This is a genomic window from Thiolinea disciformis DSM 14473 (assembly GCF_000371925.1).
Lineage (GTDB): Bacteria > Pseudomonadota > Gammaproteobacteria > Thiotrichales > Thiotrichaceae > Thiolinea > Thiolinea disciformis.
Genome location: NZ_AQVE01000029.1, coordinates 1 through 23,565 on the forward strand (window position 1 = coordinate 1; position 23,565 = coordinate 23,565).

Here is a 23,565-nt window from a genome sequence, read left to right on the forward strand (position 1 = left end):
TATTCCTTCAGAGGAAAGCGGCTCAAATCTATAGGCTCTATCTACTATTTGCTTAACTGTTTCCTCTGATAAATCCAAAGGGTATAAGAAAGGATCATAATCAACATACGTATCCAACTGATAGATAGCCCATAGTCTTTTTTGAAAAGCTTGCTTATGGCTACTAAGCCACTGAACTAACACCTTGAATAGTTCAGCTTTAGTGGAACCATTATGAATAGACTTTGCCAATGCCTCACGAAAATCTATCCATAAGGCTATATGTTTTTTTTCATCATGGAACTGGATACGCTGTGATCAGATTTCCACCATCAAGTCTTTTTTGGCGGCAAAAAAACAAACATGAGTAACAAGAATATTGTTGTGGATATGAGCGTCCATACTATATTTTGAATAGAGCCGAATGGAACGCCTTGCCATATGATAGACATCATAACAGATTCTAATAAAGCAAAAACAACACCCATGAAAACAAAAATAGGCAATGACCGTCTCATTTTACTCTCCAATATTACTCAATGGCAGTTAATATAATAGAGCCTCTATGATGGTTATTTGTTAAGAAGTCTCACAGCCCAAGTTTTAACCACATCTAGACCGAAATACGATACAAGCAATTTTTAGCAGCAAAATGTAATTACTCAATTTTTTAATTTCACCAAAAATCCATTCTAATACTTTTTAGATTAAATTTGAACTAGTATTTCTCCTTCCTCTCGAATTTTTTCTTTATCCTCCAACAACTCTAAGCCTAAATCTGCATAATCACCCACACTTTCTTGGCTTAACATAGCTGTCAATAAATCCTTAATTTCTTGACGCCCTGATGATTTACCCAAAGCAAAAGCAGCACAAGCCCTAACATCACTACTCTCATCTGAACACAGTGTCATTAAAGCACTTTCCACATCGTCTAAGAGAGTTTCATAGCCTAAATGACCAAGAGCAGCTGCAGTCGCTGCTCTGACATCTGCATTGCTATCTGTCACTAATGAAAGCAAAATAGGTAGAGACTCGTACTTATAAGGGTAAAGTGGTGTTCCTAATTGACCTAAAATAAAAGCAGCCATCTCTCTTAATACTTCTGAATTAGAGGAAATCAAATTGATAGTCTCTTTAAAAACACTCTCACCGCCTCGAATCTGCAACTCCCTAGCTGCAGCTGTTCTAATAAGAGCGTTTTTTTCTTTTAATAGAGTAAATAATACTTCTGTATCCCATTGCTTCAATGCCTGCCAAACCAACAAGTTTAATGTATCATTAGATGGATCATAATTATCAATCATAGTAGGCGCACTGCACTCCCCTAATACTTCGCTCTTTACATTTACTATTTGTCTAAAATTATATTATCCTCTAGGAATCACCGTTTTTAGTTTGCGCAAACCATTTTCGAGAGGCTAGACTGTACTTTGAAATAATGAAATCATTAGCATTTAATATTTTCAAGACTAGGCCAGCTTATGTAGCTTAAACTAAAAAACCCACTGAATTTAATCCCTACAGCTCCTGTTCCGCTCAACACGTATGCCCAAGTTCTCTACTACCATTGCCTCAAATGATGCGCCAAATCAGGTCATGCCTCATGGTGACTAATTCAAATTCACTCAGCCTTACGCTATAAGATGCTAAGCGTATTTCATATTTATATTCAGTAAAATTAATATCGCTATCGTCTTCTAGACCATGGTCGCTAAAAACATCTATGTAAATATGTGCACCCGTCGAAGGATCCGCTAGATATGATCTATATAAAACCCCGAATTCTAAATCAAACTTTTCAAAAACAATGCCTAAAAAACGGGCAATAGCCTCTACTAATTTCTCAAGCGAAGCTTCCTGATTTAAAAATATAGCTGTTGCTTCTGACATCGCCTTAATACGCTTTCCCAAGTTTTTCAGTGATCGGACGCATTTATACTCGGTTTTACACATCAACCTCCAACCCTGAATCAGCACAGAATTTACGCAAATGGTCATAACCTAATCTTGCATAAGTCAAAGGATGTGCCACCGCTGGATCTTGCTCAGCCTCCACCACTAGCCAGCCAGAATAATTTGCTGCTTTCAAGCCTTTGCAAATCGTTGGATAATCCACACAACCATCCCCCGGCACGGTAAACACACCCGCTAGCACAGCATTCAAGAAGCTAGTATCTCGATTCAAAACATCATCTAACACACTGCGACGAATGTCCTTGCAATGCACATGATTAATGCGCTTGGCATGGCGTTTTTGCACTGCTACCGGATCACCACCTGCATAAGTTAAATGGCCGGTATCCAGTAATAAACCAACCGCATCGCTAGTGTTTGCCATCAGCTTATCAATATCCGCTTCGGTTTGAACCACTGTGCCCATATGATGGTGATAGGCGATTTTTACCCCTTGCGACTGCGTATAGTCAGCAACTTGATTTAGCTTTTTGCCGAACTCAGCCCACTGATGAGCGGCTAATACTGGACGCTTAGACACTGGCGTTTCGCGCTCACTATGCACACAGCCGGTCACTTCGCAGTAAACCATCGCAGTTGCACCTAAACTTTTCAGCAAGTTCAAATGCCCTTGAATCGCCTCGATTTCTGCTTCAACGCTGCGCTCTAACAGCTTGCCGCTGAACCAGCCAGAGACTAATTTCAAACCGTGACTGTCTAAAACCGGCCCCAAGACTTTAGGGTCGCGGGGAAATTTATTGCCCAACTCAAAACCGGCGTAACCTGCTTCTTTACCTTCAGTCAGACAGACTTCCAAAGGAGTCTCCGCGCCCAATTCAGGCAGATCATCATTCGTCCAAGTGATGGGATTAATACCGATTCTTACACTCATTTCTTGATGTCCTAGCGATAATTGTCATGAAGCAAGTAGTAAGTGTTTGCGGAAGAGTCTAAGTCGCAGGGCTGCGACCTCGAAGCTTATAAGCACGTATTTCCAGCGTCTCTGAGCGAACACTTGCCACTTGCGGCCTAAATAAGTTTAATAAGTTTGCTTTTGCTTAGCTGTCACATACTTTTCATGGGCTATTTGTACTGGTTCACGCGGCGAGACTTCTGGTACAGCGACATCCCACCAGTAGCCACCCGCTGAAGTCATAAATGGATCAGTATCTAAGGCAATTACATAGGATTTGCTTGCAGCGCGCGCCCGCATTAAAGCGGCTTCTAGCTCCTGAATACCGGACACCGACTCAGCTAGAGCACCCAAGGCTCGGGCATGTCCTGCAAAATCGATTTTTGGCGCACCTTCTGCTACCGCGACACAGTTTTCCAAGAGATTATTGAAAGGCGCATTACCCGTGGCTTGTTGCAGGCGGTTAATACAGCCATAGCCACGATTATCCAGCACCACCACGATAATCTTGTAGCCGAGCATGACACTGGTGGCTAACTCTGAATTGAGCATTAAGTAGGAACCATCACCCACGACCACAATCACCTCGCGCTGCGGTTGCGCCATCTTCACCCCCAAACCACCTGCGATTTCATAGCCCATGCAGGAAAAACCATATTCGAGGTGATAAGCATTTGGCTGCTCTGTGCGCCAGAGTTTATGCAGCTCGCCCGGCAGGCCGCCTGCTGCACAGACAATAATATCCGACGCTTGCCCTGTGCGTTTCACTGCACCCAAGACTTGAGCATCCGAAGGCAAACCGGTACGCGTCGGTGTACTTAAACTGCGTGCTGTCGCTGAGTCGTAATAAGCATTCCACTCGGCAACCGCACGCTGTCCTTGCTCTAACCAAGCGTGTGGTGCTTGCCAAGCTACAAGGCCGTGCTGTAACTGCTGCAAACCCGTTTTCACATCAGCAATTAGGCTTTGCGCGTTATGTTTAATCGCATCGAATTTTGCCACATTGAGTTGAATTAACTTTACGTCGGGATTGCCAAATAGCGTGCGCGATGCCGTGGTGAAGTCTTGTAAGCGTGTACCCATTGCCACAACGACATCCGCTTCTTGTGCTAATTTATTCGCTGCACTGCTACCAGTCACGCCAATCGAGCCGACGTAATTCGGATGATTCCATGCTAGAGCACCCTTACCCGCTTGGGTTTCCGCCACCGGAAAATTGAAAGACTCAGCAAAGTCTTTTAATTCTTGCGTGGCTTGCGAATACAGCACTCCGCCACCTGCTATAATCAATGGCTTTTTCGCAGATTTAATCGTCGTCATTACTTGGACTAATTCACGCGCATCCGCAGGTGGTCGACGTAGATAATGCACGCGCTTGGCAAAAAAACTTTCAGGATAATCGTAGGCTTCGGCTTGCACATCTTGCGGCAAGGCTAACGTGACAGGCCCACAATTTTCGGGATCGGTTAAAGTCTGAATCGCGACTGGTAAACTGGTAATCAACTGTTCAGGGCGTGAGATGCGGTCAAAGTAGCGACTCACGGGGCGGAAGCAGTCATTGGCACTAATGGTGGGATCGCTAAAACACTCCACCTGCTGTAATACCGGATCAGGTGTACGATTAGCAAAAATATCCCCGGGTAATAACAGAACCGGTAAGCGATTGACATGCGCCAACGCCGCTGCAGTCACCATATTTGTTGCACCAGGGCCGATCGAGGTAGTACAGGCCATCATGCGTTGACGATTATGTGCTTTGGCGTAGGCAATCGCAGCATGTGCCATACCTTGCTCATTATGTGCACGCAAGGTTGGTAAGGTGTCACGGTACTGGTACAAAGCCTCGCCCATACCTGCCACATTACCATGACCAAAAATAGCAAACACGCCCGCAAATAATGGCTGTAGGTGCCCATTAACGTCGATGTATTGCGCCGTTAAAGAACGTACCAAAGCCTGCGCCATGGTTAAACGAAGCGTAGTCATGCCGCTAACTCCTGTGTTGCTGGGTGCGCTATCGCAGCACGGCTTTGTTGCCAGGCTCGAATCAATTGCACGTAATTATCGCCCACGATTTGGATTAATTGTTGGTCGGTAATCGTATTCGCCAACCACGCCTGACTCGCTTCGGCAAAGAGACTACGCCCCACGGTAAAACCTTTGCATAGCGGATATGGTGCGGCGACTTTGAACGAATTTTTTAGGCTTTCTACACTGGCACCCAAACCTAATAGCACAACACCTTGGCAATAGGGGTCACGGGCGTGAATTAAGCGTGTCAGTTTGTCCCAACTCTGCGCCGAAGGCGGTGGCAATTTCCACCAATCTGGAAAAATCTCAAGGTTATATAAACGCTGAATCGCTAAGAACGTAGCCTCATCAGGCTCGCGAGTGTTCGCTGGCGGAATCAGCTCTAATAGCAACTCATGGCCACTGGTTTGGCAAGCAGCAAACAGCTCTTGAATTTGCTGTTCTTGTTGTAAGCGTAAGTCGATGGCATCATCGGTGTGATAAAACACCAAACACTTCACAATATGCTCTAATGGCCAACTCAATAAGCGTGAACCAATCGAGCGCCCTCCCTCCAACTCCAGCGGACGCGAAGCAGGCAATTCCACCGGCCGACCAATCCACCAATTGCGCCCTGTAACATCATTTAACGCATCTTGCCCATAAGTATCATCAATCAACACGCCTCCAGCATTCGCCGCTAGCTGTGTTTTCTGCATACCATATTCGACAGATTTTACTAATAAACGCTTCAAGGTTTTAATACGTACAGGGTCAGCGCCAACACTCACCGCTGCCTCATAAAGTTGCTTGCGATGATCAAAGGCCAAAACACATACATCAGGGCGAGAGGCTGGCTGACGGATAGTGACACGATGTAAGTGATTAAGTTTTTTATCTTGGTCAGGGCGTGGAATAGAAGCGGCATTTTTCAAGTAATAAAACAGTTCTGCTTCGCTTGGAATTGCAGGCGCACAGCCATGACGCGAGACGACTAAGGCGCCACAAGCATTCGCGTAAGCAGTACAGGTTTCAGGGGTTTCATCCCGCAGCCAACCCCGCAAAAATCCCGCCATAAACGCATCACCTGCGCCTAACACATTCAGCACTTCAACACGCACGCCTTGGTGAATAATCAACTCATCCATGCTATTCGGGATAGCACTATCTAATACGGTGCAACCTAAAGGGCCAAGTTTTAAGACAATCGTGGCCTTCGTTAAGCGGCGAATCTGGTTTAAGGCGCTAAGGGTGTCGGTGCTACCGCCGGTGATATGAATCTCTTCTTCAGTGCCGACCAGCAAATCACAATCAGGAAGAATGGTCTGGAGGTGTTCAGTCACGCCCGAGGAGGAGATAAAGCGTGTCTCTCCATCCCCCAGACTCGTCAAGCCCCAAAGCACGGGGCGATAATCGATATCCACAATAATTTTAGTGCCTGCGGCTTTGGCGTATTCCATCGCAGCCTTACTAGCGCGATAGGTGGACTCGGTTGAAAAATGCGTGCCGGTAATGAGTAGCGCTTGGCTTTGTGCAATAAATTCAGGATTAATATCCTCTACACTAATTGCCATATCGGCACAATCACGGCGATAAAAAATTAAAGGAAACGTTTCCTTGTCTTTAATGCCTAAAATCACCAAACCCGTCAGGCGTTCTTTATCAGTTTTGACTTGTGAGACATCGACGCCTGCACGCGCTAATTCCTCACGCACAAACCGTCCCATATGCTCATCGCCTACGTGAGTCAGCATCGCAGAACGTAAGCCTAAGCGGGCGCAACCATAAGCAATATTCGCTGAAGACCCTCCCACATATTTAGCAAAACTTCCCATATCTTCCAAGCGGCTACCAATTTGATGACCATATAAATCGACTGCCGCACGGCCTAAGCAGACAAGATCGCGTATTTTCTTATTCATGAGCGCAGCATCCATTCATGAGCCGGATGATTTTTAAAAATCCAGCGCCGTGTCGGCCCAGCCATCACATTCAAATAATAGGAATCATAGCCATGTGCCGCCGCAACTGGATGATAACCACGTGGTACTAGCACCACACAGCGATCTTCCACCGCCATAGTTTCGTCAAGCTCTAGGTTGTCAGTAAAGACACGCTGGAAACAGAAACCTTGACTTGGATTAAGACGGTGATAATAGGTTTCTTCCAGATACGATTCGTGCGGAAGGTTATCGGCATCGTGCTTATGGGGCGGATAGCTTGACCAGTGCCCTGCAGGAGTTTTGACCTCTACCACCAATAAGCTATCGGCTGGCTCGTCTTGCGGCAGGATATTGCATACATAACGGGTATTCGTGCCTTGACCACGTTGTTCGCGGCTCATGTGCTCAGGTTTAATCCAGCGGGTTTCATGATTCCCATAACCTGGTGCACGGCACACTGCTAATTCCAAATCCGTATTCGCGTTGACCTGTACCGCTTCACCATTCTTCACATAAATCGCATGGGGAGCTTTATCCTCAAACACCTGCATACGCTCGCCTACCGCTTTGAATTGCTGTTGACCCGCTTGAATATCTGCTAATCCGGCCAATAAGACCAGACATAACTCATCATCCGAGGCAGGCAACGCCACGCTTTGCCCCGCTTTCAGGTCATAGGCATCAAAACCTACATAACGCCAGTGCGCGTTTTCAGGGCTAATATGCTGATAATGCCCCTCGGCATTCGGCTCGGGGCGGCGTAGTAGGCTCATTATTCCACTCCTTATAAATCAACTGCTTGACCCGTTTTCAAGGACTCCACCGCAGCATCCGCTAAACGTAAGGCAGCTAAACCGTCTTGTTCACTGGTAGCGGGTTTAGAGCCGTTTTGCAAAGATTCAACAAAGTGCGTTAACTCAATGCGATACGCATTGGCATAACGTTGTAAGAAGAAAAATTGCGGCTTAGCACCGGTCACCCCATCCGCCCCTGCGAATTTGACGGTGTTTTCGAGTTGATTACCCGCTTGCAATATGCCTTTGTCGCCAAAGGCTTCAATGCGTTGGTCATAGCCATAAGTAGCGCGGCGACTGTTAGTAATAATCGCAATCGCGCCACTCTTGGTATTCAGCGTGACACTCGCGGTATCCACATCCCCTGCTTCGCCAATGGCAGGATCGACTAATACGCTACCCGTCGCATAAATCCGCGTCGGCTCCTCACCCAGTAGCCAGCGTGCCATGTCAAAGTCATGAATCATCATATCGCGGAATAAGCCACCCGAGACTTTAATATATTCGGCTGGCGGAGGAGCCGGATCACGGCTGGTAATAATCAAGGTTTCGAGTTTGCCGATTACACCTGCCTCCATTTGCTCTTTTAAATACGCAAATTGAGGGTCAAAACGCCGATTAAAACCGAGCATACAGGTAATGCCAGACGCTTTGACTGCACGGCTGCACGCCTCAGCACGCTCATAGCTTAAATCAATCGGTTTTTCGCAGAACACCGGTTTGCCCACCGCTGCGCAGCGCTCTAATAGGGGTGCATGGGTATCAGTGGAACTGGCAATAATGAAAGCATCGACATTGGGACTCTTAAATATTTCATCCAAACTCACTACCTTGGCGCCGAATTTATCCGCAACGTTCTGGGCAGCTTCTGGAAACACATCCACTACTTCAGTGATACGCGCCCTTGGCACCGCTTGCACCGCTAGCGCGTGCACTTGCCCAATACGACCCGCTCCAATCAGGCCAAAACGAAACTCTGTCATAATTCCTCCTCCAGATCTGTCGGGTAGTCATGGGAATAAGTATAAGCACAAATGAAATAATCATTCCAATATTCTTAAAATAAGAAATAAATTTTCCATTTTTTTCCCAAATACCTGCCTAGCTATGCGTTAAGCACTAAAAAAAGGTTATAATTTTGAGTCAAAGAATTATTCTCTTTAACAATTTTTGGAGCCACAGTATGAGCCTTCAACCCTTTCACTTAGCTATCCCTGTCTATGATCTACCCGCAGCACGTGCTTTTTATGGGAAGGTATTTGGTTTAGCGGAAGGTCGCAGTGCTGAACATTGGGTCGATTTTAATTTTTATGGGCATCAATTAGTCATTCACGAGCATCCCAAAACAGCATCACAAGAACATGCACACACAAATGCTGTGGACGGTCACGAGGTTCCTGTGCCTCATTTTGGAATTGTCTTAAACTGGGAGCAATGGGAAGCTCTAGCCGAACGCCTGCGCGCTTTTAACACTAGCTTTGTGATTGAGCCCTATATTCGTTTTAAAGGACAAGTGGGTGAGCAAGCCACGATGTTTCTGCTGGATCCCTGCGGTAATGCTTTGGAATTTAAAGCTTTTAAAGATATAAACCAGTTATTCGCAAGCTAAAATCGGCTTGCAAGTAGTAAGGGATTGTACAAAAATGCAGTGACTGTTTAGCATCAGCGCTTTAATCCTATAGAACCGCCATCTTGAACACCACCAATCAAACCCTGCGCGGAATTTTTCTGACGCTTGCTGCGCTCCTTTGCTTTGCCAGCATGGATACTACGGTCAAATACTTGGCCGAGTCTTATAATATTCCCTTGATTGTGGCAATCCGTTACATCGTCAATACCTTATTCATTATCGCCGTCTTTGCGCCACATCAAGCTAAGACCATGCTCAAGACTCAACGCACAGGCTTAGTACTGGTGCGAGCAGCCTGCTTAACAAGCATGTCACTCTTAGTCGGTTTAGCACTCAAAGTCATGCCCGTAGCAGAAATGATTGCGATTAGCTTCCTCAGTCCGCTACTGGTAGCCTTATTAGCACGGCCTTTATTGGGAGAAACGATTGGTTTTCTGGGCTGGCTTGCCACCTTAACAGGTTTTATGGGTGTGATGTTTATTGCCCAACCGAGCAATGGCCTAGACCCAAGCGGTGTCGTATTGATGTTGTTGGCAGTTATTGTAAACACCTTCTATCAACTCTTATCACGCTTATTAGCACCTACCGAAACCACGGTCGCGCTACTGTTTTATACCACACTCATGGGGACTGTCGTGTTTGGTTTAACCCTACCTTGGGCTTGGTATGGTATCAAACCCACCACCCTACAAATTCTCTTATTTATCAGCACTGGCATTACGGGGGGCATAGGCCATTACCTTTTTACCGCTGCCTATCGCTATGCGCCCGCTACCGTAATCGCACCGATTACTTATATCCAATTACTCTGGGCAGGTTTATTCGGCTGGTTAGTGTTTGGCGATCTACCAAGCGTGTGGAGTTTACTAGGCATGGGCTTGGTGATTCTATCTGGGCTCATGATGATGTTAAAAGCACGAAAACCCGCAATCCGTTAAGCAGGCAAGTTCATCACCGACCTCAACTTATACCGATCCCCTGGATGCGTAAGTATAGCAAAACTAATCAAACGCTCCCCTGACCAAGTACGTCGACTGACCTGCAAACAAGGCAAATGGGCATCTAGTTTCAAATAATGTTGAGCCTGTTTATTGGGTAAAATCGCTTCGACAATGTGTTCCATTGAAGTCAGCGTATATTGTTCAGACAGATATTGATTAGGTGTTTTTTGAGTGAAGTCTTGTTGTAAGTAATGGGGTAAAACACTAGTTGCTACATAACGTTCTTCGAGTTGAATCGGTAGCTGATTTTCTAAATGCACAATCAGCGAATGAAACACGCAGCTGTGTAGGGGAATACCTAATTGTGTCGCTACTAATTCGGATGCAGCTTGCTCGTTTAAAGCAAGTACTTGGCTCGTATATTGATGGCCACGCGCCCGCACTTCTTCGGCAATATTGCGCACAGCCGCTAAGGGTGACTCGGCTTTGGGAGTAGCGACAAACGTCCCTAAGCCTGGATAACGTACCAACAAACCTTCTTGTACCAGATCACGCAATGCCTTATTTACGGTCATGCGGCTCACGCTGAATTGTTCGACTAATTCAGCCTCGGTCGGGATTTTATCGCCTGCAGCATAGCTTTGGTTGCGAATCGCATCGCTAATGAATTGCTTAATTTGTTGGTAACGGGGTCGAGGATCCACCCAAAACTCCTAAGGATAAATTCGGGTGGTTATAGTAACAGTTTTACTCATACACTGGTCAGTAAGTCTGACGGCATATAACGCTTTAACGCCCCACTACTCAACCATTGTTTAGCCTGTTCAATATCAGGGGCAAAGTAGCGATCTTTATCATAAAATGGCACACGCTCGCGCAATTCGGCTTTAGCCTTTTCTAATAGCTCCGTCGTTTTCAGTGGCGCACGAAAATCTAAACCTTGCGCGGCTGACAGCAATTCAATCGCTACAATGCCACAGGTATTATCCGCCATTTCCAATAAACGTCGTGCCGCAAAGGTTGCCATGGATACATGATCCTCTTGATTGGCAGAGGTCGGCATACTATCTACAGAAGCAGGATGAGCATAGGTTTTATTCTCAGAGGCAAGGGCTGCGGCGGTCACTTGCGCAATCATAAAACCGGAATTCACACCCCCATTATTGACTAAAAAGGGTGGCAATTTACTCAAATTGGAATCAATTAATAACGCCATGCGTCGTTCGGATAATGCGCCTATTTCGGCAATGGCTAGGGCTAAATTATCCGCCGCCATTGCGACAGGTTCGGCGTGGAAATTACCTCCTGAAATAAACTCATCTTCCTCGGCAAACACCAGAGGATTATCGGAGACGGCATTGGCTTCGGTGAGAATGACATCGGCAGCTTGGCGAATTTGTTGCAAACACGCACCCATCACTTGCGGCTGGCAACGTAGCGAGTAAGGGTCTTGTACCTTGCCACAGTTTTGATGCGAACTGCCCAGCTCTGAGCCAGTACCCAGTAAATGTCGATATGCTGCGGCAGCATCGATTTGGGTTTGATGTCCGCGTACCGCATGGACTCGCCCATCAAACGGTTTGCGACTGCCTAAAGCAGCTTCCACTGAAAATGCTCCAGCAACTGTCGCAGCCGCAAATAAATCTTCCGCTGCAAATAAGCCTTGTAAAGCAAAAGCGGTGGAGGCTTGCGTGCCATTGAGTAGGGCTAAACCTTCTTTGGGCGCGAGCGTTATCGGGGTTAAGCCCGCGTGTTTTAAACCTTCGGATGCAGGTAAACGTTTACCCTCAATCAGTACTTCACCTTCACCTAAAAGTACTGTACTCATATGTGCGAGTGGAGCTAAATCACCTGATGCACCGACTGAGCCTTTTTGCGGCACGCAGGGGTAAATTTGTTGATTGAGCAACTGTATTAAGCGTTCAATCACTTCATAGCGAATGCCGGAAAATCCGCGTGCTAGCGAGTTAATTTTCAACACCATCATCAGGCGAACCGTAGCTTCTTCCATTAAAGCCCCCGTACCTGCCGCGTGAGAAAGTACAATACTGCGTTGTAATAGCTCTAAATCTTTGGGTTCAATACGTGTATTCGCCAGCAATCCGAAGCCTGTGTTAATGCCGTACACCACGCGATTTTCGGTAATCACTTTGGCAACGGCAGTGGCACTCGCATCAATCGCTGCGCGACAGGCTGGATCGAGGCTTACGCGTACAGGTTGCAACGCGACTTGGCGCAATTCGGCGAGGGTTAATTGCCCTGGTTTGATGATCAGTTCAAACATATCACGCCCCCAGCATTGGTAAATCTAAGCCATTCTCATGCGCACAGGTTTGCGCAATCTCATAACCTGCATCAGCATGACGCATTACCCCTGTAGCGGGGTCATTGCGTAATACTCGCGCTAAACGTTTAGCCGCTGCATCCGTACCATCGGCAACAATCACCACACCCGCGTGTTGACTAAAGCCCATTCCCACACCCCCGCCGTGATGAATCGAAACCCATGTTGCTCCGCCTGCGGTATTGAGTAGTGCATTCAATAGGGGCCAATCGGATACGGCATCTGAGCCATCCAACATACTTTCGGTTTCACGGTTTGGACTGGCTACTGAGCCTGAATCCAAATGATCACGCCCAATCACAATTGGCGCTTTTAATTCACCTGATTTGACCATTTCATTGAAGGCTAACCCCAAGCGTGCGCGATCTTTTAGACCCACCCAGCAAATCCGTGCAGGTAAGCCCTGAAATGCAATCCGCTCACGTGCCATATCTAACCAATTATGCAAATGCGCATCATCTGGCAGTAGCTCTTTTACTTTCTGATCGGTTTTATAAATGTCCTCAGGGTCGCCCGACAACGCAGCCCAACGGAATGGACCAATCCCTTGACAGAACAGCGGTCGAATATAAGCAGGTACAAAGCCGGGGAAGTTAAAGGCGTTTTCTACACCTTTTTCCAACGCCATTTGGCGAATATTATTGCCGTAATCAGTAGTCGGAGCGCCCCGTTCTTGTAGAGTCAGCATGGCACGCACTTGAATGGCCATGGATTCTTTCGCCGCATCGACTACTGCTTTCGGGTCAGTTTCACGCATTTGCTTGGCTTGTTCTAACGTCCAACCTTTAGGTAAATAACCATTCAAAGGGTCATGCGCACTGGTTTGATCAGTGACTACATCGGGCAAAATATTACGTGCAACAATTTCAGGATAAATGTCGGCGCAATTGCCTAATAGACCTACTGAAATTGCTTTGCCTTCGGCTTTTGCGCTGGCAATCATATCGAGCGCTTGATCAAGGTTATACGCCTTCTTATCCACGTAGCGAGTGCGTAAACGGAAATCAATGCGGGTTTCATCACATTCCACCGCAATACAAGAAAAACCTGCCATCGTTGCCGCTAGTGGTTGTGCACCACCCATGCCACCTAAACCACCTGTCAGAATCCAACGTCCTTTAGCATTACCGTTATAGTGTTGCTTTGCCATTGCCACAAAGGTTTCATAAGTACCCTGCACAATGCCTTGTGAGCCAATATAAATCCATGAGCCTGCGGTCATTTGCCCATACATCATCAGCCCTTGTTGATCTAACTGATTAAAGTGCTCCCAATTCGCCCAATGCGGAACTAGATTGGAATTAGCAATTAATACGCGTGGCGCATCTGCATGAGTTTGGAACACGCCGACAGGCTTGCCGGATTGAATCAATAAGGTTTGATCAGCTTCCAAGCGTTTGAGTACTTCAATAATCTTGTCGTAACAAGCCCAATCACGTGCGGCGCGTCCAATGCCACCATACACCACTAAGTCTTCAGGGCGCTCGGCTACATCAGGATGTAAGTTATTCATTAACATGCGCATCGGTGCTTCGGTGAGCCACGATTTGCAGCTTAACTCAGTACCTGTTGGGGCAATAATGCGACGGCTCGCGTCATGACGATTATTCATACTGTGCTCCTGTGATGCTATAAAACAAGCGTGCAGCCACACGTGCTGTTTGCAAATCTTGATCGTAGTTAGGGTTATATTCGGCAATATCGGCAAGGCGCAATTTCTGGCTTGCGCGAATTAAATCAATAATGGGTTCGAGTACTTCTAAATGTACCCCACGCGGTGCGGGCGCACTGACACCGGAGGCAACGCTGGCGGGTAGTACATCCAAATCAATGGTTAGATAGAGGTGTTCGCAACTTTCAATAAAGGTTTTGACTTGCGCTAAGGTGTCGGCTAAATCAAGTAAAGTCATGTGCTTATCTAAGCGATAAGACACTTGCCACTCCTTAGCACGTTGAAATAGAGCTTGCGTATTTGCCATTTCACTCGCGCCTAAACAGCAGTACTGAAATGACCAACTACGCTCTTTGCAACTTTGCGCGATTTGATAAAACGGCGTGCCCGAATTGCAACCATTCACATCAGTGCGAAGATCAAAATGCGCATCAAAATTAATAATGCCAATTTTGGGGTTAGTAGTAGTACTAGCTAAATGATTGGCTAAACCCAACCAAGAGCCATAAGCCACTTCATGTCCGCCCCCTAGTATGATAGGGAAGTGGTTTTGGTCGAGTAATTGGTTGATTTGCTTAGCTAAATAGGTGTGTGCGCTTTCTAAATCGCCCTCGATGCAATGGACATTACCCGCGTCATAAACCACTTTTTGTGGATTCCACGGAACGCTGGCGAGTATTTTACGAATCTGATTCGGTGCTTGTGCTGCACCCACACGCCCTTGATTGCGGCGTACGCCTTCATCAGAACAAAAGCCTACAAGCGCTAAACCTGTGGGTAGATTTTCAGAAAAAGGCTTAATTACTTGATGCAAACGCTTTGATAATTCAGGGATTTCGCCTTGATCAACGCGCCCTGTCCAAAGGCTCTTAAAATCAAACTCAGACATGGCTAAGCTTTCCTGCAAACACGCGCTGTTTAATCGGATTAATACCAACTTGATACGCAAGTTCGGCAGGATGTTGAATGTTCCAAACGATAAAATCCGCCGCAAAACCTTCCCGTAATTGTCCAATCTGATCTTGCAAACCTAATGCTTTCGCTGCATGACGTGTAACACCCAGCAATGCTTCTTCAGGTGTTAAACGGAATAAAGTACACGCCATATTCATCGCCAAACGCAACGAGGCAAGGGGTGCAGTACCTGGATTAAAATCAGTAGCCACTGCCATTGGTACGTGATAACGACGCAATAATTCAATCGGAGGTACTTGAGTTTCGCGTAGGAAATAGAATGCAGCAGGTAGTAGAGTTGCAACCGTACCTGACTCAGCCATTGCTTGCACACCTTCCTCATCAAGCCACTCTAAATGATCGGCTGACCATGCCTGATAACGGGCGGCTAAGGCGCTAGCATGTTGATTACTAAGCTGTTCTGCATGGATATGAATCCCTAAACCATGTGTTTGTGCGGTTTGTAATACTTTTTCGGTTTGTGCAGGGTTAAAGGCTATGTGTTCACAAAACACATCGACCGCATCCGCCAGATTTTCTGCCACCGCCGCAGGAATCAGCTCTTGGCACACCCAATCAATATAGGCATCCGCACGGTTTTTATATTCTGGTGGTAAAGCATGTGCGCCCAGTAGAGTAGTCGATACGCGCACGGGAAAACGCTTGGTTAACTCGCGTGCAGCACGCAGCATATTCAGTTCACTGTGTAAATCTAAACCGTAACCTGATTTGATTTCGATAGTGGTGACACCTTCTGCCATTAAGGCTTTTAAACGCGGAATCGCTAGTTCAACTAATTGCTCAACACTGGCTTGGCGTGTGGCGTAAACAGTGGAGAGAATGCCGCCTCCTTGTTGTGCAATTTGTTCATAACTTGCGCCTAGTAAACGTTGCTCGAATTCTTGGGCGCGGTTACCTGCATGGATTAGGTGAGTATGACTATCGATGAAACTGGGGGTAATGAGTGCATTTTGTGCGTCGTGGATTGGTAGATTTGTTAGTTCAGAGTGCTGTTGTTCAAACACTGGCATAGGGGCAATGCAGGCAATCTTATCTTGCTTCACACCGAGTACTTGATGAGGTAATAAACCATAAGCTTGAGTGTGATTTAGGTCACAAGTCGCTAAGTTGGCATTGATCCACAGTGCATCGCAGTCTTTAAGCATCACTCCTCCTCTCTCTCGCATCTTTTGTATAGATATGTATATACAATATGATAAAAGAAAACGCAAGTAAAGCAATGCAAAATTGCTTCCATGTATCTTTAGCTAAACCTAATTTACGACAGGCTCACAGCGCAGTTCTGTCTTGACTGAATTGGCAATAAAACATTCTTCATGAGCCTCATGGTGCAGTTGGAGTAATTGTTCAGGCGAGGGCAAGTGCTCGCCTGAAAAAACGACCTTGGGCTTTAAGGTGACTAAGGTCATGGCTAAGCGACCCTGCTCATTTTTTGCCATCACGCCTTCGGCTTGATCATGATAAGTGTCCACGACAAACTTATGCTGAGACGCGATAGAAAGAAACCACAGCATATGGCAATTGGCTAAAGCCGCAACAAATAGCTCTTCAGGATCGACTGCATGAGCATCCGAATACGGTAGTGGCACAACATGCGGCGAGGACGAGGCGCTTAGTTCAAGTCCACCATCAAATCGTAAGACATGCCGCCTACTATAACGATTATCTAGAAATTTCTGTTCATTACGCTGCCACAACACCTCAGCCGTATAAATCGCCATTTCTAACTCCTTTTTGGGTAATGCAAAGCAATAGAGGCTTTTCCACTGCCAACATTGACAACGATGCTTCAAGTAATCGGCACGGCTCGACTATCCACCACCCGCCGCAACACAAAACTGGTATGCACGCTGGTGACACCACTAATATGATTGATACGCTTGAGCAATAGCTCTTGATAGGCGTCGAGATCTTTTACGATCACTTTGAGTTGGTAATCCGCACTCTGGCCTGTAATTAATAAACACTCAATCACTTCTGGCAATTCCCGAATCTGAGCTTCAAAGGTTTTGAAACGTTCATCGGTGTGTTTATCCATCGCAATATGTACCAAAGCCATCAGCGTATAACCAAGCTTTTTTGCATCCACCAAAGCATGATAAGCCGTAATCACCCCCGCCTCTTCTAAAGCACGTACCCGTCTTAAACAAGGGGAAGGTGATAAACCAATCCGATCCGCCAAGTCTTGATTACTTAAGCGTCCGTCTTGCTGCAAGCATTTCAAAATCTGATAATCGTAGCGATCTAATTCCATATATAACCACTTTATAAAAAGATAATGCTAATTTTTGTTTTTTATACGCTATTTTATGCCAAAAAATGAATATTTAACAGTTTAGAACGCAATCCTCTGCTAGACCCATTTGCTTACACTAGCTCACATTCATTTATAGCAAATTTAGGATTCGATCGTGTTAAAGCAGCCCTCTACCAAATACCGAGCTTTTAAGCCGGTGAATTTACCAGATCGTCAATGGCCAAGCCGTAGCATCACGCAAGCACCCCTTTGGATGAGCACTGATTTGCGTGATGGCAATCAGTCCTTGTTTGAGCCGATGAATAGCGTACAGAAATTGAAATTGTTCAAGGAGTTGTGCGGCATTGGCTTTAAGGAAATTGAAGTCGGCTTTCCTTCGGCCTCCCAAACTGATTTTAATTTTGTGCGCCAACTCATCACCGAAGGCCATATTCCTAGCGATGTCAGCATCGAAGTATTAACCCAAGCACGTGAGCATTTGATTCGCCAAACGATTGAATCATTACATGGTGCACGCCGTGCGATTGTGCACGTTTATAACGCGACTAGTCCGCAATTCCGCAATCTTGTGTTTGACATGAGTAAAGCGGAAGTGCTGGCGATGGCGGTGAGTGCCGTGCGTTTGGTGAAGGCATTGACCGCGCAACAGCCTGAAACAGAATGGACGTTGCAATATAGTCCTGAAACGTTCAGCATGACCGAATTAGATTTTGCTTTGGAAATTTGCAATGCAGTGACGGATGCGTGGGAAGCCACACCAGACCATAAAATTATTTTGAATTTGCCTGCCACAGTCGAGGCTGCCACAGCGAATATTTATGCCGATCAAATTGAATGGACGCATCGCCATTTAGCCAAGCGCGACAGTATTATCTTAAGTGTGCATCCCCATAATGACCGTGGCACGGCGGTTGCGGCCACCGAATTAGCCTTAATGGCGGGTGCTGATCGAGTGGAAGGTTGTTTATTTGGACATGGCGAACGCACTGGCAATGTCGATTTAGTTACCTTGGCTTTGAATCTTTATACCCAAGGTATTGATCCGCAATTGGATTTTTCCAATATCAATCGGGTGGCACGTTTGGTGGAAGAATGCACGCAATTGCCGATTCATCCGCGCCATCCTTATGTGGGCGATTTGGTCTTTACGGCCTTCTCTGGCTCGCATCAAGACGCGATTAAAAAAGGCTTTGCCGCCCAAAAACCTGATGCGCTATGGAATGTGCCTTATTTGCCGCTTGATCCTGCCGATGTGGGACGCAGCTATGATTCAGTGATTCGGGTCAATAGCCAATCGGGTAAGGGTGGTATTGCCTATTTAATGGAAAATGCGCATGGCATCGTCATGCCGCGCCGCTTACAAATTGAATTTGCCGCCGTGGTTCAACAGCAGATGGATGCGTCTGGGCTAGAACTGAGTTCAGATGATTTATGGCATATCTTCAATCAACACTACTTAGCCCGCCAAACGCTGTTTACTTATCAAGAGCACCATTTATTTGAACATGGCAATGCGCAAGGCATTCGGGTATTAGTGAATATCCATGATCAGCCGCAGTGGCTTAGGGGTGAAGGTAATGGCCCAATTGATGCGTTCATACAGGCTTTGGCGCAGATTGGCATTGAGGTAACAGTACACAGCTATGAAGAGCGCTCGATGAGTTCAAGCGCTAGCGCGGGCAATGCTAAAGCCTGTGCCTTTGTTGAGCTAGCCCATGCTGGACAAAGCACCACCACTTATGGCGTGGGCATTGATGAGAATATTATTACTGCCTCGTTGAAAGCGATTATCAGCAGTTTGAATCGCTTAGGGGATGCTGTCGTCAGCCACTACCGGCAGGCTGCTTAAAGATTGGATCATGCTGGCTCGAAAGGATGCTTAGTTAGCTAAGCATCCCTTAGGGCTGCTAGCTAAGGTATTTCCTTACAGAAGCAATGCACTACGGTGCTAAAAGGTTTGTCTTTGCTCAATAATCTTTGGAGCTGGCTCGCGTCTTTCTCCAGCGCTTTTACATCAGGCGCTAAGGCTGAGAGCTTTAACCATTCGGGTGCATAAGCCCCTAGGATTGATTTAAGCTGCGCCCCCATTAGCTTTTCCAGCAGCCAATTATATTGGGACTCTTCCGACTCTATATAACGAACGGGCGTAGTTTCCGCTAATTTAGCCAATTGCCTTGCCTCAGCGACCGCCATTTGCAAATTACCTAAACTATCCACTAAGCCGCGATCTAAGGCTTGTTGCCCCGTCCACACCCGACCTTGTGCTACTTCATTCACCTTTTCTACGGGCATATTGCGTGCTTTACTGACATGACTAAGAAAATTCTGGTAGGTATATTGAATATTGGTATCCAACAATTTTTCAAATCGAGCATCCAGCGCTTGCAAGGGATCACCCGCTTTCTTTAACCATGTCGTTGCATAGCCGCCTTGATTAACGCCCAGTTTTTCCATTAACCCTTCAAAGGAAGGAAACAAAGTAATCACGCCAATCGAGCCAGTAATAGTCGCAGCATCCGCATAAATTTTATCGGAAGCGGTCGAAATCCAATAGCCACCTGAAGCCGCTACGTCGCCCATAGACACGACGACAGGCTTACCGACTTCACGGGCAGCAGCTAATTCACGACGAATTAATTCCGAGCCGAACACCGCCCCGCCTGGCGAATTCACGCGCAAAACAATCGCTTTTACGGTGCTGTCTAAACGTGCTTTGCGGACTAAAGCAGCCGTCGATTCACCACCAATAGTTTGCCTGGGTGCTTTACCATCAATAATTTCGCCTTCTGCCACAATAATGCCCACTGCGTCACCTGAGCTATCCACCGCGCCCAAACTCGCCAGATAAGACTCAAAACCAATTTGGCGAAACGTGTGGTTTTCCTTATCCTCAGCACCCGCCGCAATAAACTCATTTCGAAGCTGCTGAATCTCCTTCAAACCAGTGACTAAACCCTGATCCAAGGCCATTTTCGCTAAATCACCGCCTGCCGCCTCCAAAGGTGCTGGCAAAGCATTAATGAGCTGCATGATCTTACCCTTGGGTAAATGACGTGCTTCCTCAATCTCTTGGGTCATTAACCCCCATAAATCGTCTAGTAAATAAGCAGAAGCTTCCAGCGTTGCACTAGAGGGCGCTTTATCGGTGAACTGCTCCGCCATATTTTTATAAGGCCCCGTGCGTACCACATGCACTTTAATGCCTAACTTGTCGAGCGCTTCAGCAAAATAACTATTATCGCCCCCTAAACCATCTAACATTAAGCCGCCTGCTGGGTCTAATAACACCTCATCCGCTTGTGATGCTAAGAAGTATTGCGCTTGAGAATAATTGCTTGACCACGCAATGACCGGCTTACCGGAGGCTTGAAAGCGCTTTAAGGCGGCCCGTGCTTCACGCAAAGATGCAATCCCGCCTCCTTCAAAACTATCTAGCTTCAGCAAAATACGGGTGATGTTCGAATCCTTTTCAGCCGCTTGCAAAACCGCCAATAAATCACGCAGTTGAATTTCTGAACTTAATTCACTTTCACTGGCTAGCGATAATAAGGAGGAATCTGGGGTGCTCTTTTCCTCCACTAAACGCCCTTGTAGATTTAATACTAATGCGGTTTTCTCTTGGAGAGTCTGGGTTTCACTGCCAGAAAAAAGCTTGACCAACGCCAGTACTACGCCTATCAAAATGGCTAGGGTAATCAGATTCAATGCCCAACGCCGAATCGCCGTTAACCAACGCCCTAAGCCACCCAAAAACCGACTGATCCACCCAGAACCTTGCTCTGCCTGAACTTGCATATAAAGAAGTTCCTTATCGTAAAAGAAGCTTAGATTCTAGCTTAGACTAAGCTGCACTGCCGAATACGCCTAGCAATTGCAGGCATGACACGCCTGCCTAGTCTGCTACTACACTCAAAATCGTTTTAAAACTCTCTAATCCCGCCTCAATATTCTCAATAATCTCCTGCGCCAATTCATCAGGTTCGGGCAGATTATCCAAGTCGGCTAGGCTCTTATCTTTAAGCCATGTAATGTCTAAATTGGTTTTGTCGCGGGCGATAATATCTGCATAAGTAAACTTACGCCAACGCCCTTCGGGATTGCTCATATCGGTCGTTGTTTCTGACCATGTTTCTACCCGATCATGGCGGTTCTCTGGGTGATAGCAATCAACAAAGTGCTGTAAGTCTTCGTAGCGTAAGGGATTCTTCTTCAGAGTATGATGGATATTAGTCCGATAATCATACACCCACACTTCCTTCGTCCATGCTTCACGAGCCGCAGGTTTATTTTCAAAAAACAACACATTAGCTTTCACGCCGTGTGCGTAGAAAATGCCTGTGGGCAAGCGTAAAATAGTATGTAAATCAGTGGTTTTGAGTAATTCTTTACGTACCGTTTCACCCGCACCGCCTTCAAATAACACATTATCAGGTAGTACGACGGCGGCTTGCCCATTCACTTTTAATAGGGTGCGAATGTGTTGCAAAAAGTTAAGCTGTTTATTCGAAGTGGTCGCCCAAAAGTCTTGGCGGTTATAACTTAAATCCTGTTTTTCCTGTTCGCCTTCCTCATTGGTAATAGTCATACTGCTTTTTTTACCAAAGGGTGGATTAGCGAGCACATAATCCACCCGCGTCCCTTCATCGGCAATCAGTGCATCATTGGGCGAAATAAAACTATCTCCGTCGATTTCGCCAATATTATGCAAAAACATATTCATTAAGCATAAACGGCGGGTACTGGCGACAATTTCATTTCCTGAAAAGGTTTTATTCTTAAGAAAGGTCTTTTGTTCCTTATCGAGGGTATAGTTTTCGGTAATGTAATCATAAGCCCCCAAGAAAAATCCACCCGTACCACAAGCGGGGTCGTGAATGGTTTTATTAGGTTTAGGATCAATACATTCAACCATCGCTTTGATTAAGGCGCGGGGTGTGAAATATTGCCCTGCACCACTTTTGGTATCTTGGGCATTGCGCTCTAATAAACCTTCATAAATATCGCCTTTAGTATCAGCAGCCACCATCATCCATTGGGTTTGCCCAATCATATCGATGATTTTTAATAATTTGGCAGGATCTTGGACTTTGTTTTGCGATTTTGTGAATATTTGTCCGAGTATGCCTTTTTCAGCGCCTAAGGCACGCAGTAATTGGGTATAAAAGGCTTCTAATTCCGCACCGCGTTTTTTACTGAGATTTTCCCAATTACACAGCTCAGCAGGTTCATGCTCTTTGAGTTTAATGCTGGGTAGAGTGAATTTTTTAAAATAAGGTGGCTTGGTCATTTCGTCTGCCATTTTTAAAAATAGCAGATAGGTGATTTGTTCTAAGTAGTCGCCATAGCCTACGCCATCATCGCGCAGTACATGGGCAAAGTTCCAAACTTTGGAAATAAGATTAGAGTCGGTACTCATAGGTCAATCCGCATGTTATTCAGGTGTTAAACCCCTCCCCAACCCTCCCCTTATCAAGGGAGGGAGTGAAGACAGGTCATGGTGTTTTGCTATCGAGGTATAATTTCTTTATTCCTCCCTTGATAAGGGGAGGTTAGGAGGGGTTTGCTTTGATCATTTCCATTACTTAAGTTTAAAGTGCTAGTACTGATTGGATTGAAAGCATATCGTTATTTTCTGCCACTGGTTGTGGTAAGACTATTTGTAAATCGTCTAAATCAGTGATGGTAAGAAATCTTTTCTCAGGGGCATACCATAATAGCGTTTTACGCTTATGGCGAATTAACTCATGAATATTATTGAGCGAGCCTTGACTTTTGCCGTCCCATAGGACAAAACCATAATCGGCTTGGGCTGCCATTGCTTTATCTTTTTCGGTATAAAAAGCGCGACCTTTTAAACTAGGGTCAACGGTAATCCATTCTATTGTCCAATTACCAAGATTATTACGACAGACCGAACCCGAACAAAATATTCTTACTGCTGGATAATTCATATCGGCTAAATACTGTTGTACGGCTTTATCTACACCAAAAGCGTCGCCTACTATAATTTCAAATTGTTTATTTATAATATTTTGCAGACGTGACTTGATCTCGCTATTGAGAGCGCGAATATGTCTTGAGCCAGAGATAAATAAAGTAGTTTTTTTCTGTGCTCTAGCTGATTCTAAGTTAGTACTACTTTCCATAATGA

The 23,565-nt window shown here is 46.0% G+C and carries 21 protein-coding genes; 3 read left to right on the top strand and 18 right to left on the bottom strand.

Annotated features, from left to right (window positions below; all coding sequences use genetic code 11):
• The 8 genes from A3IE_RS23095 to iolG form a co-directional block, all read right to left on the bottom strand.
• On the bottom strand, positions 1 to 231 hold a 231-nt coding region (locus A3IE_RS23095), incomplete at its 3' end, for a hypothetical protein (RefSeq protein WP_033407447.1).
• Positions 232 to 686: 455 nt separating this feature from the next.
• Positions 687 to 1,286: a HEAT repeat domain-containing protein gene (locus A3IE_RS0117045; RefSeq protein WP_020396839.1), complete on the bottom strand. Its 600-nt coding sequence runs from the start codon at positions 1,284 to 1,286 to the stop codon at positions 687 to 689.
• Between the two features lie 268 nt (positions 1,287 to 1,554).
• Positions 1,555 to 1,872: a hypothetical protein gene (locus A3IE_RS0117050; protein ID WP_157832897.1), complete on the bottom strand. Its 318-nt coding sequence runs from the start codon at positions 1,870 to 1,872 to the stop codon at positions 1,555 to 1,557.
• Positions 1,873 to 1,927: 55 nt separating this feature from the next.
• Positions 1,928 to 2,827 carry a myo-inosose-2 dehydratase gene (iolE, locus tag A3IE_RS0117055; protein ID WP_020396841.1) on the bottom strand — a complete coding sequence of 300 codons (900 nt, stop codon included), beginning with the start codon at positions 2,825 to 2,827 and terminating at the stop codon, positions 1,928 to 1,930.
• A gap of 147 nt (positions 2,828 to 2,974) precedes the next feature.
• A complete protein-coding gene (gene iolD, locus A3IE_RS0117060) occupies positions 2,975 to 4,834 on the bottom strand; it encodes a 3D-(3,5/4)-trihydroxycyclohexane-1,2-dione acylhydrolase (decyclizing) (protein ID WP_020396842.1) in 1,860 nt (619 codons plus the stop codon).
• Complete coding sequence (locus tag A3IE_RS0117065) at positions 4,831 to 6,780, bottom strand: bifunctional 5-dehydro-2-deoxygluconokinase/5-dehydro-2-deoxyphosphogluconate aldolase (RefSeq protein ID WP_020396843.1); 1,950 nt, start codon at positions 6,778 to 6,780, stop codon at positions 4,831 to 4,833. Before A3IE_RS0117065 ends, iolD begins: the two co-directional genes overlap by 4 nt.
• Positions 6,777 to 7,574 carry a 5-deoxy-glucuronate isomerase gene (gene iolB, locus A3IE_RS0117070; protein ID WP_020396844.1) on the bottom strand — a complete coding sequence of 266 codons (798 nt, stop codon included), beginning with the start codon at positions 7,572 to 7,574 and terminating at the stop codon, positions 6,777 to 6,779. The genes A3IE_RS0117065 and iolB overlap by 4 nt, the downstream gene beginning before the upstream one ends.
• 11 nt (positions 7,575 to 7,585) lie before the next feature.
• On the bottom strand, positions 7,586 to 8,578 hold the full coding sequence (gene iolG / locus A3IE_RS0117075; protein WP_020396845.1) for an inositol 2-dehydrogenase: 993 nt from the start codon (positions 8,576 to 8,578) through the stop codon (positions 7,586 to 7,588).
• A gap of 200 nt (positions 8,579 to 8,778) precedes the next feature.
• Between iolG and A3IE_RS0117080 the strand changes: the two genes are divergently transcribed.
• Both A3IE_RS0117080 and A3IE_RS0117085 read left to right on the top strand, forming a co-directional pair.
• Positions 8,779 to 9,204: a VOC family protein gene (locus A3IE_RS0117080; RefSeq protein WP_020396846.1), complete on the top strand. Its 426-nt coding sequence runs from the start codon at positions 8,779 to 8,781 to the stop codon at positions 9,202 to 9,204.
• 83 nt (positions 9,205 to 9,287) lie between these two features.
• Positions 9,288 to 10,163, top strand: coding sequence for a DMT family transporter (locus A3IE_RS0117085; RefSeq protein ID WP_020396847.1), 876 nt, complete (start codon positions 9,288 to 9,290; stop codon positions 10,161 to 10,163).
• Here A3IE_RS0117085 and hutC read toward each other — a convergent pair.
• The 7 genes from hutC to A3IE_RS0117120 all read right to left on the bottom strand — a co-directional run bounded on the left by hutC (position 10,160) and on the right by A3IE_RS0117120 (position 17,411).
• The gene (gene hutC, locus A3IE_RS0117090; protein ID WP_020396848.1) at positions 10,160 to 10,870 is read right to left on the bottom strand and encodes a histidine utilization transcriptional repressor HutC; all 711 of its coding nucleotides are present in this window, start codon (positions 10,868 to 10,870) and stop codon (positions 10,160 to 10,162) included. The two genes, A3IE_RS0117085 and hutC, sit on opposite strands and share 4 nt — an antisense overlap.
• A gap of 47 nt (positions 10,871 to 10,917) precedes the next feature.
• Positions 10,918 to 12,450 (bottom strand): histidine ammonia-lyase, encoded by a 1,533-nt coding sequence (gene hutH / locus A3IE_RS0117095; RefSeq protein ID WP_020396849.1) that lies wholly within the window; start codon positions 12,448 to 12,450, stop codon positions 10,918 to 10,920.
• Position 12,451: 1 nt separating this feature from the next.
• Positions 12,452 to 14,122: a urocanate hydratase gene (hutU, locus tag A3IE_RS0117100; RefSeq protein WP_020396850.1), complete on the bottom strand. Its 1,671-nt coding sequence runs from the start codon at positions 14,120 to 14,122 to the stop codon at positions 12,452 to 12,454.
• Entirely contained in the window at positions 14,115 to 15,071 is a 957-nt protein-coding gene (hutG, locus tag A3IE_RS0117105; protein ID WP_020396851.1) for a formimidoylglutamase, read from the bottom strand. Before hutG ends, hutU begins: the two co-directional genes overlap by 8 nt.
• A complete protein-coding gene (hutI, locus tag A3IE_RS0117110; protein WP_020396852.1) occupies positions 15,064 to 16,302 on the bottom strand; it encodes an imidazolonepropionase in 1,239 nt (412 codons plus the stop codon). Before hutI ends, hutG begins: the two co-directional genes overlap by 8 nt.
• A gap of 108 nt (positions 16,303 to 16,410) precedes the next feature.
• Entirely contained in the window at positions 16,411 to 16,878 is a 468-nt protein-coding gene (locus tag A3IE_RS0117115; protein WP_020396853.1) for an OsmC family protein, read from the bottom strand.
• 68 nt (positions 16,879 to 16,946) lie between these two features.
• The gene (locus A3IE_RS0117120) at positions 16,947 to 17,411 is read right to left on the bottom strand and encodes an Lrp/AsnC family transcriptional regulator (RefSeq protein WP_020396854.1); all 465 of its coding nucleotides are present in this window, start codon (positions 17,409 to 17,411) and stop codon (positions 16,947 to 16,949) included.
• 157 nt (positions 17,412 to 17,568) lie between these two features.
• Between A3IE_RS0117120 and leuA the strand changes: the two genes are divergently transcribed.
• Complete coding sequence (leuA, locus tag A3IE_RS0117125; RefSeq protein ID WP_020396855.1) at positions 17,569 to 19,263, top strand: 2-isopropylmalate synthase; 1,695 nt, start codon at positions 17,569 to 17,571, stop codon at positions 19,261 to 19,263.
• 62 nt (positions 19,264 to 19,325) lie between these two features.
• Here leuA and sppA read toward each other — a convergent pair whose 3' ends face one another.
• The 3 genes from sppA to A3IE_RS21150 form a co-directional block, all read right to left on the bottom strand.
• Positions 19,326 to 21,209 (bottom strand): signal peptide peptidase SppA, encoded by a 1,884-nt coding sequence (sppA, locus tag A3IE_RS0117130; protein WP_020396856.1) that lies wholly within the window; start codon positions 21,207 to 21,209, stop codon positions 19,326 to 19,328.
• Between the two features lie 97 nt (positions 21,210 to 21,306).
• Positions 21,307 to 22,830 (bottom strand): class I SAM-dependent DNA methyltransferase, encoded by a 1,524-nt coding sequence (locus A3IE_RS0117135; RefSeq protein WP_020396857.1) that lies wholly within the window; start codon positions 22,828 to 22,830, stop codon positions 21,307 to 21,309.
• 172 nt (positions 22,831 to 23,002) lie between these two features.
• On the bottom strand, positions 23,003 to 23,560 hold the full coding sequence (locus tag A3IE_RS21150; protein ID WP_020396858.1) for a hypothetical protein: 558 nt from the start codon (positions 23,558 to 23,560) through the stop codon (positions 23,003 to 23,005).
• Between the last annotated feature and the right edge of the window lie 5 nt (positions 23,561 to 23,565).